Annotated in this window: 5 protein-coding genes; 3 read left to right on the forward strand and 2 right to left on the reverse strand. The window is 35.6% G+C overall.

Annotated elements, in window-relative coordinates; translation table 11 throughout:
- Positions 1-7,188 (reverse strand): CARDB domain-containing protein (locus FJ651_RS10130; RefSeq protein ID WP_317130885.1); only part of this gene is annotated, 7,188 nt, incomplete at its 3' end.
- A 609-nt stretch (positions 7,189-7,797) separates the two neighbouring features.
- Entirely contained in the window at positions 7,798-8,022 is a 225-nt protein-coding gene (locus tag FJ651_RS10135) for a hypothetical protein (protein ID WP_140990397.1), read from the reverse strand.
- A gap of 483 nt (positions 8,023-8,505) precedes the next feature.
- On the opposite strand from FJ651_RS10135, the gene FJ651_RS10140 reads away from it, so the two are divergent.
- The 3 genes from FJ651_RS10140 to FJ651_RS10150 all read left to right on the forward strand — a co-directional run bounded on the left by FJ651_RS10140 (position 8,506) and on the right by FJ651_RS10150 (position 10,687).
- Positions 8,506-9,345, forward strand: coding sequence for a DUF1853 family protein (locus FJ651_RS10140; RefSeq protein WP_216746125.1), 840 nt, complete (start codon positions 8,506-8,508; stop codon positions 9,343-9,345).
- A complete protein-coding gene (locus FJ651_RS10145) occupies positions 9,342-9,923 on the forward strand; it encodes a pseudouridine synthase (RefSeq protein ID WP_140990399.1) in 582 nt (193 codons plus the stop codon). The genes FJ651_RS10140 and FJ651_RS10145 overlap by 4 nt, the downstream gene beginning before the upstream one ends.
- 89 nt (positions 9,924-10,012) lie before the next feature.
- The gene (locus tag FJ651_RS10150; protein ID WP_140990400.1) at positions 10,013-10,687 is read left to right on the forward strand and encodes a TetR/AcrR family transcriptional regulator; all 675 of its coding nucleotides are present in this window, start codon (positions 10,013-10,015) and stop codon (positions 10,685-10,687) included.
- The last annotated feature ends 1 nt before the right edge of the window (position 10,688 follow it).

Below are 10,688 nucleotides of genomic sequence, written 5' to 3' on the forward strand. Positions count from 1 at the left end.
ACCCACAGGATATGGATCGGTCAACAATGCACCGTCACTTCTCACCCCTACAGGATCGCCGACAGAGCAGTTGTCGGTAGCGGTGGCACTCACTGTTACCGCTGCAGAGCAAAGTCCTGCTTCGGCATTGACGTTTTGATCGCCGTTGGTGGAGATTATAGGTTTAACGGCATCCTGAACAATCACATTAAAGGACTTCACTGATACATTTCCATTGGTGTCTTCTACTTTAAAGTCTACCGTTCGGGATTCTCCAATATTTGTGCAGTCAAATGAAATGGTAGATAGGCCATCGTTAAAAAATTTGGACTTGATACCACAGTTATCGAAGGAATCATCATTAATTTCTGCAATGGACAAAGACCCAATACCATTCTCATCTAGATAAACATTGTATTCAGTAGAAATGACTACGATAGGATACTGGAAGTCACCAACAATTATATTCACATCATCTGAAAGCATTACATTATTGGAATCAGTCACCCGAACTTCATAGAGTCCTGCTGAAAGATTATTTATAATAGTTCCTGTTTCCGGAAGCAAGGCATCGTTCTTATACCATTCAACTGTATAAGGCGCTACTCCTGCAAAAATATCTACCTCTATTCTTCCATCTGCCGCTTCAAAGCAGGATTCATTGGTTTTATTTAGTTTAATTCGAAAATTCTCGGTGAATTCAGCAATCACATTTTTGTTGCCATCGATTGTCAATTCATATGGGTTTTGTGTTCCTATAATATCGCCAGACCATTTAGTAAAACTCCATCCCTCAGCTGAAATAGCATTAAGAGAAATGGTTGAACCAGAGATAAATTTATTATTATCAGAACTTTTAATGATTGTTCCTTGTCCGATGACATCTGTTAGAATTGTAAAATATTCCTCCTGATTATCGCAGTAAGAAAGGGAAATCGTATTGTCTAGTTCGTTGTATTCAAACGGAGAGGCATTTGCTATTTGAGCAAATAATTCATACGTATTACTTAATACTTGGTAATCAAGGACAATGGACGAGGTGTCTCTGGCGTTAACTAGAATCAACTCGGTTTTTATATCCAACAGGTCTTCGCCAATCTTATGATAAAAGGAAACTTCGGCTTCAACATCTACATCTCCTTCATTTATAATATTAAAGGTGGCGGTGTTAGCAGTATTATTTTCAGGACACTCATTTAAAAGTTCAGCGGAACTAAATGTTAAATTTGGTGCGTCTCCTACAAATATTTGCCTGTCGGCTACATTATTTCTAAGATTACCATCGTCAAGATCATTATTAACATCAACATATGCTTTTAAAGTTTTGAAACCTCCGATACTGCTGCTGTAGGCCTCCGGTATAGCCACGGTGCTACTTAAACCTGCATCAAGGCCTGCTACTTGTACATCTTCACCTAAAGGCTCATCGTCAACCGTCAATCTGATCTTAAATGGTCCCGCGGGCACTGTGCCAATATTATCAAATGAGACAAAAACATTGATTGGTTCGTCTATATCGGGATTCAAACGTGTTGGACTTATGTATTTAGGTAGTACTACCAAGTCTGGCCCCGGAGTTTTTATAGTAATTAAATTACTATATACGTTATCATCGTCATTACATTCAATATATTCATTGTCCGGATCAACTACCACTTTTAAATTAAAGGTCCCTGATTCAGTAAATATATAAGGAATCCTTAAATACGTTCCCCTTCCTGTGTAGGAAGTAGGTACCTCATCCATAGTAGTTTCTGCTATTAATTCCTCATCAAGATAAAATTGTACTTTAACATTTGAAGGAATAAATAGTCCTCTATTACCGATGTAGGCCGTCAAATATTGCTGCGTGAAAACTTGAAAACCACCATCCCAAACACTATAACTATAAAATGCCTCAGGATCTCTACTGGGAACAAGATCAACACATAGTGGCATTTGGGCTGAATTATTAAATTCCCTTTGTTCTTCTATGGTATTATCAATATCCAAATCAAAAACAACATAGTGATTTCCATAGTTCGCTATACTCGTAGTTATTTGCGATTGGACCGACGTATTAATTTCAAGTGGGGATATTCCATTTACTACTTGCTCTCGAATTATACCGCTCTCAGAAACTGTAAATCTATTTAAGTACGAATCTTGAACTGATGTTTCACCTTGGTTTCTATATCCGCCAATAATATTGAACTCTTCACCAGGAAGTGGCATTTTTGGGGATACTGAAAGATTATACATCTCGGTTCTTAAATCCGGTTTCACCTGTTTTAATCTTATAATTGTAGTTAATTTATTATTATCCTCTCTATATTCTTGAATATTTCCACTGCCTATAGGCTCATCTACGGTAATTAAAATTGTATGATCTTCTCCGTCGTTGAATGACAGTTTAAGATCTTTCATGAATACAGTACCACAAACCTTCAAATTATTTATTATTGTATCCTTTAATACCTGACCATCTACATACACCCTAAAGTTAAATGGATCAACTATATCTTTACCGCCATCATTTGTAGCTCGAGCATTAAAAGTTATACCGTCATCAGGTGTATAATAATAAGTTTCATCAAATTCATCATAATTTAAAGAAAAAAATCTAGGTCGCAGATCTGGTAGGTTTGCTAAAATTTTAACATATTTGGTTGACTTGTTATTTCTTTCATTTATTTCCTTGACACTATCAAGCTCATCAACCACCGATTCAAATTTACATCCTAATCCAGAACAGCTATTAATAGTAGTAGCGATATCCGTAAATGGGAACTCAATAATTTGACCTGGTTGAATAGACTGAATAAATTCTGAAATATCTAGACCTTGACAATTACCGTATTTGAAAATAAAATCAGATGCAATGGCATCACCAATATTTTCAAGTTTAAATACACCCGTAATTTCTTCTCCTTTTAAAAAATACGATCTGCCCTCTGGATAATTAATTGAAATATTCGTCTTCAAATCCGAAAACAATATTGGCTCATCTGCTTCAATCACGGTAAATCCAATACTTCCTCCTGAAGAATCTCCAATTTCGAATGTTGCTGTGAATCTTCCTTCATCAGCAATTCCCGTAATCCAAAAATCTCCCAGAGTATCTGGCGTTATGAAAGCAAAAGAAAATACACCATTACTATTGGTAAAAGTAGTAAAAGTGCGACCATCACTTAACGTGATATCTACTTTTGCACCTGATACGGCATTATTGGCAACATCGGAGCCTAAAAATTTAACAGATCCCGAGAGATACATAGTCTCTCCTATTTTATAAGTATTTTTATTGAGATATGCTGAAGCTGTAATTCCCTCAGGAAGTGAGTATAACCGAATAGCAAAATTATTCAATGGATTTTGTTCCTCTAGTACTCTTTCCTCATCGATAAATACTTTCACTTCGTGTCTACCGGGAAAATCAAAGCTGTAATCATAAGCAATAGACTCTATGCTTCTAGCTTCAACACCATTGACAGGTATAGTGGTTACTAACTCTAAATTATGGTAGATATTAACGTTGAAATTACCGGCCGGAAAATCTGAATTATTATTTAATCTGGCTGTAATGGTAAATATTTCTCCAATCCCTGGTTTTTCCTTGCTAAATAGAATATCATCCGCAAAAATACTCATGTCTAAAACTCGCTTAGAAACAAGTGGTACCCCTGTTTGATTTATTGTTTCCTCAAGGCAGCCATTTGTGTTAAAAGCTTTTAACCGGGTGCTCCAAGTTTCATCGGCAGAAAGGCCTGTAATGGAGGCTTCAAAGACTTTACCATCCGCAACATTCTGATCCAAAGGATCTACCTCAGTCATCGTAAGTTCATAAGTATTCGAAAAACTACTCAAAATCACTTTTGGATAGCCATCTGCAGGTAAATAGCCCAGTGCATCCTTATAATTTACTTTGAAAGTGAAAGTTGAATCAATTGTTCCAACTTCTGGATAAACATAGCTACTAGTATAATTTTCAGTGCCTAAAAATTCCAATTCTATAGTGTCAATCACTGTTATTGTCACGGATTGCTCCTCTGTACAACCATTCGCATCTGTTATTACTACAGTATAAGTAGTAGTTTCATTCGGACTTACCGAAATAGAGGGGTTCACGAATCCATTACTCCAAGAATAAGCGACTCCTCCAGTAGCTTCAAGTAAAATGGATTCTCCTTTGCAAATAGTTGCATCGGGTGAGATAGTAGTAGTCATTTCCGGGAAATTTTCCACTGACACAGTTAAACTGTCATTACTCAAGTCAATGTCTTCTCCTACTATAGTATATGCTTTCAATTGATAGATTCCATCTATTGATAAATCAATTTTTGCTTGGAAGCTATAAGTCAATTTGCCATTTCCTGTAATAGTATTAGTACCAGTTATATTTTCAATTATTGGTTCACCGTCATTTATTGAATATGCCACCTGAAAACCATCAACTGGAAAGGCACTATAATTACTTATTTCCACAGTAACTGTTTCCTGAGTACTTAATTCACAACTAGAAACAGGAGAAATAATTTGAGAAACTCCGAGATCTACAATGGTTTTTGATGATTGGGTAGAAGTATAAGCAGGTGAAAGGTAAAGCTCTCCATCTAATGACAAGGAGTATTCAAAAAATGCGAAATAATAGGTCACCGCGGGGTCAAGACCTTGCAGGGAAAAGTTTTCTCCAAAATCATTATAAACCACATAATTACCAGAACCAATCTGATCGCCTTGACCAAAAGTATTGTTAGCGATGTAGGAGGTAAAATCAGCCGGTCCGGCATTTACCGGACTACCCACTCTAGCTAAGACTAATCTTCGGCTTCCATCACCTTTAATGAAGTTAACATCAAAAGAATTAAAATCAATATTGGAATAGGTCGCATTTGAAACCTGCACAGTGGGTCTTTCTCCAAATGTTTCCAAAGCAAACTGATATCCAGGTCTCAGGTATAATTTAGCACTGTTTCCATTATATTCAAATAGGGCAAAATAGTAATTGGTACCGGGTTCTAGATTGGTAATATTCACGTTATTTCCGGTCCCCACATACAATCCATAATTACCTGTACCAATTTGAGTCCAGCTAGTTCCAAAGGTGGCAGAGGTACTATAAGTTGTTAAATCTTGAGGCTCTACATTTACCGGGCCATCTTTACGCCCTATAAGAATTCTTTGAGTTCCATTCCCTCTGGTCCAGGAGATATTAATGGAGGTATTACTTCTACTACTAGTAAAGGCATTACTCGATTGCACTGTGGGATGGCTAAGAGTAGCTCTACTCCCCGCCAAATAGGGATTGGTTAAATAAAAAGTACCTGTCCCCGTGCCATTATATTCATATACAGCAAGATGATACGTCGTACCAGGCTTTAAGCCATATAACCAGCTTTGATTTGATGTTCCGTCATAAACTACGAATTCGTCCGGAGCAATTTGGGTTCCTGAACCAAAAGTTATGTTGTGCGAATATTGAATCCCGTCCTCAGGTACCGCTGTTACTGCACTTCCCTCTTTTGCAATGACAACCCTTCTGGCGCCATTTCCGCTTGTAAAGGAATAATAAAATTGATTGCCGTCGACATTGGCAATGTTAACATTAAAATTAGACGCTGCTATTGTGGGGGCCGATACTGTTTTCTGACTAGCTAGTGTACCTGGTCTTAGATATTGTTTTCCACTACTCCCTGTGTATTCAAATATGGCAAAGTGATAGGTTCTGTTGGGATCTAAATTAGTGATAGATGCGTTGGTTCCGCCACCTACATAAAGCACTTTGTGTTCTGAGGTCCCTATATTATAGGCAGTGCTGGTAGTTCCAAAGGCTCCGCCCCAGGAATTGTAATTTGTTAGATCTTGCGGTTCCACTTCTACCGGATTGTCCGCTCTGGCAATCAGGATACGACCACTTCCGTTTCCATTAACCCAATTGACTCTCATTCCAGACCCCGTAATATTGTCAAAAGTAAGAGAGCTGGCTTGAACCGTAGGCGGGAAAAGAGTAGCTCTACTCCCCGCCAAATAGGGATTGGTTAAATAAAAAGTACCTGTCCCCGTGCCATTATATTCATATACAGCAAGATGATACGTCGTACCAGGCTTTAAGCCATATAACCAGCTTTGATTTGATGTTCCGTCATAAACTACGAATTCGTCCGGAGCAATTTGGGTTCCTGAACCAAAAGTTATGTTGTGCGAATATTGAATCCCGTCCTCAGGTACCGCTGTTACTGCACTTCCCTCTTTTGCAATGACAACCCTTCTGGCGCCATTTCCGCTTGTAAAGGAATAATAAAATTGATTGCCGTCGACATTGGCAATGTTAACATTAAAATTAGACGCTGCTATTGTGGGGGCCGATGCTGTTTTTTGGCTAGCTTTTGTGCCTGGTCTCAAATAAACTTTGCCACTACTGCCATTATATTCAAAGATAGCAAAGTGATAGGTTCTGTTGGGATCTAAATTAGTAATAGATGCGCTTGTTCCAGCACCCATATACAGCACTTTATGTTCTGAGGTCCCGATGTTATAACCGGTCCAAGTGCTTCCAAAAGCACCAGTCCATGGATTGTAGTTTGTTAAATCCTGTGGTTCTGCTTCAACCGGGTTGTCTGCTCTTGCGATTAAGATAACTCCGGCACCATTCCCTCTGGCCCAGCCGACGGTCATTGCATTTCCGGTGACGTTACTAAAAGTAAGTGAGCTCGCTTGAATTGTTGGAGCTGTTCGTGTAGTGGCGCTTCCCTCTAAAAACTCTGTAATAAGATATTCAGTGCTAAAACTTGTACCATTGTATTCGTATATCCTAAAATAATAAGTGGTAGAATGATTCAAGCCATTTATCCAAGTGCCCGATGCTGTCCCATTATAAACAACAAATTGCCCGGGAGCTAATTCATTTCCTAATCCGAAATTACCGGCTAAATAATCAGCCCCGTTAACAGGTTCGGCAGTTATGGGACTTGTACTGGCAACAATAATTCTTTTATCTCCACTTCCAGTCTGCTTAGTAAAACTTACATAAAACTGGTTTCCATCGATATTGGAGATAGAAAGGTTGGTGGATGGTGCGGTAGGTGCTTGCCCAAAGGCGATTACTTGAAAGAAAAGCATAATTACAACCAAGAATGACTTTATCCCCGAAAGCAATAATTTTTCTTGACTTGAAAACAAATAGGTTTTCTTGGTTTTTTGGCTGAGATTTAAATGTAAAATTGGTTTCATTTTGGTTGGGTTTTTAAGAAATTGGTTTTTATATACTTAAAAAATTATAAACTGCTGTTATAAGAGAAGAGATTGAAATCTATTCAATCTCCTAGATGTCTAACAAACCGTAAAATTATCTTAGCATGAAAAAAAGGGCTATCACATATGTAACAAATGCTATCACATATGTAACATTTTGAAAAAAATTTGTAGGAAAATATACAGCACTATGCAGTTAATAGAGGAGTTTTACAAAAAATGGGAAAAGAGTAAAAATTGATTAGAAGAAACCTTCACGAATAATTTTGACGAGAACTTCGAGAAAAAGAATTTTTAAAATATTCTTGATTGCGAAATTTTTGTTGGGTAAGGAGATTATTATAATTGATACATTCTATTGATAGAATTTAAATTTAACTAATTCGAAAATCATTAATATTTTAATCCCAAAACCAGTGCTGTCAACAGCCACGATTGTTTTAGAATGATGATTTTTGCAGTATTTTGGTGGCGTTTGAATTTAAGAATCCAAAACTTATAAAATTACCAAAAGTAAAAAAGATGCTTATAGCTGATTTAATAATTAGTATTACCCTATTAATAAAAGCCAATCGAAAGGTTATCTTTTTATTTTGATATGTCTTTATCCTTCTTTTTGTCAATTTTAACTTGTCTGCGCCACATAAAATACAAAACAATTATTATAAGTGGTAAAATGATAAAAACCAGAACATCAAACCAACTGTTCAGGTCTATGGGATAATTGTTTTGTGAGCTTGGAGCGTGAGTTGGTCGCTGTGCATGTCCAAGAAAACCAGAAAGGAGAAGAATAAGGCTTTTAAACTTTTTCATTGTAAAAATTTTTGAATCTATAATATACGTCATTTTTGAATCAAAGGAAAATTTAAAAGTTGTTTAATCAAAAATTTTAGACTAAAGCATTTCAATATAGGTATTGTAATTGCGAGATTTATGAAAAGCTTTATTTCAAAATTGGGTTGAATGTGTCGTTATCTTTATTATGCTTTTTAGGATCCCTACCATTTCGAATAAGTGCCGTATATTAGCTATAGAACTCTTAATCTAGCACGGTAGTTTTAGAATTACACTGAATACCTATAAAAATTGGCTGGGATATATATAGAAAAAATAATCTGGAAAAATTGAAAGTCTTATCCAATGAATAGGGATTTGTTTATTATACAAAAAAGCAGTGAAAAATGATTAGAAGATACCTTCATGAATAATTTCGATGTGAGTAATTAAAAGACCTTTTGTAAAATGTTATTTATTCCGAAATTTGAGTCGGGCAATGTTATATTTATATTACTTTCATTGAATTTACTAATCTCAAGTATAACTAAATCAAAAACCATTAATTTACAACTTCAAAACCAAGGCTATCAACAAACACCAATACTTTGGGAAGGCGCTTTATATTACGGATTAACATCAATTGATTTAACTAATACCATTGAAACAAAATTTGAAGATGATATTCCAAACGGTTTAAGACTGGGAAAAAGAGTTGAATATTTTGCTTTAAGTAACCTTTCTCAACAATCACAAATAGAGGTTATTGCGAATAATATTCAGATTCAACGCAACAAGATTACTTTAGGTGAAATTGATGCTCTTTTAATGATTAATAATCAACCTGTTCATTTAGAAATTGTTTACAAGTTCTATTTGTTCGACAACAATTTTGGCGAAGGTTTAAAGGCGTGGATTGGGCCCAATAGAAAAGATTCACTTATTGAGAAGTTAAACAGACTTAAAAATCACCAGTTGCCACTACTCTATCAACCTGAAACAGTAGATGTATTGGTTGAAAATAATATTGACGTCGCTGCTATTGAACAAAAGGTTCTGTTTAAAGCGCAACTGTATTTACCTGAAGATTTTGAATTAACTAACTTTGATGGTCTTAATAAGGACTGTGTGGCAGGAAGATTTATTCATTGTGATGAATTAGTAAAATTTCAGGATTGTAAAATGTATATACCCACCAAGCATAATTGGTTGGTAATACCTCATGTAAATGTTGATTGGCTCACCTTCGACAAGGCAAATACCAGCATTCTCGATTTAATTAATAAACAATTTTCTCCATTGGTTTGGGTAAAACAGCCAACCGGAGTGATAAAAAAATATTTTGTTACTTGGTGGCAATGATTCACGAGCATTACATAATTTACAAGCCTTACGGGTATTTGAGTCAGTTTGTTAATAACCAAACCAAGCGTAAGAATAAAAAATTACTGGGAAGTTTATTCTCGTTTCCCGAAGGCAGTATGGCTGTTGGGCGATTAGATGAAAAATCTGAAGGTTTATTGATTATCACTACCGATGGACAAATAAGCGAACAAATAAGATCTAAAAAAGTCGAAAAAGAATATTGGGTGATGGTAGATGGTCAGATCACATCTGAGGCGTGTAACATTTTGGCTAATGGCATTGAGATTACTACCAATGACGGTATTTATAAAACATTACCATGTAAAGTGTTGCCAATTTCAACGCCCAATAATATTCCGGAACGCAAGGTAAGAGACGACAAACACGGTGTTACCAGCTGGATGTCTATTACTATTTGTGAAGGTAAGTTTAGACAAATACGAAAAATGACCTCTAAAGTCGGATTTCCAACTCTTAGACTCGTTAGGGTTCGTGTCGGGAGCTATTCTCTGGAAACCTACTCTAATAACTTTATTCAATCTTTATCAGGTATTGATATAGATTTTTTCTTTTAGGAAAAGACTTTCAATTTTTAATAAAGAAATGTTAAACAATTTTTATATAATAGTATTACTATTAAATTCGCGATGATAAATTTTGAAAGATGGATTCTATTCTTACTAATATTAAAATTAGTGTCAACAAAAAGTTGTTTAATAAAGACCCTGAGTCTTCTGAACTTGGTAAAAAAATATTGTCGAACAGTATTGAATTAATAAACGATCTTGGTTTTGATAGCTTTACTTTTAAAAAATTAGGTGAACGTATTGGTTCTAACGAAAGTTCTGTCTACCGATATTTTGACAACAAACACAAACTTTTAATTTATTTAACATCTTGGTATTGGGGTTGGATGGAATACAGACTACTTTTGGCTACTGTGAGTATTTCAGACCCTAAACATAAATTGAGAACGGCTCTTAATATTATTTCAGATGATATAGTAGAAGACAATGGATTTGAACATATTAATGAGTGCTATTTACAGCAAATTATTATTAATGAATCATCAAAATCATATTTAACCAAAGAAGTTGATGCAGAGAATAAAGAGGGTTATTTTTTGGTTTATAAACGTGTAGTTCGCAGAATTAGTGAAATGATAAAAGAGGTTAATCCTAACTATATATACCCGGCTAGTTTGGCTAGTACCGCTGTTGAATCTGTTTTACATCAAAATTTTTTAAGAAATCATTTTTTAAGCATAACAGACTGTAATAAGACTACGCATCCAAGAGATTTTGTGATAGATCTTGTCTTTAACAATTTAAATAAATAAT

The organism is Paucihalobacter ruber (assembly GCF_006494535.1).
In the GTDB taxonomy this organism is placed as follows: domain Bacteria; phylum Bacteroidota; class Bacteroidia; order Flavobacteriales; family Flavobacteriaceae; genus Paucihalobacter; species Paucihalobacter ruber.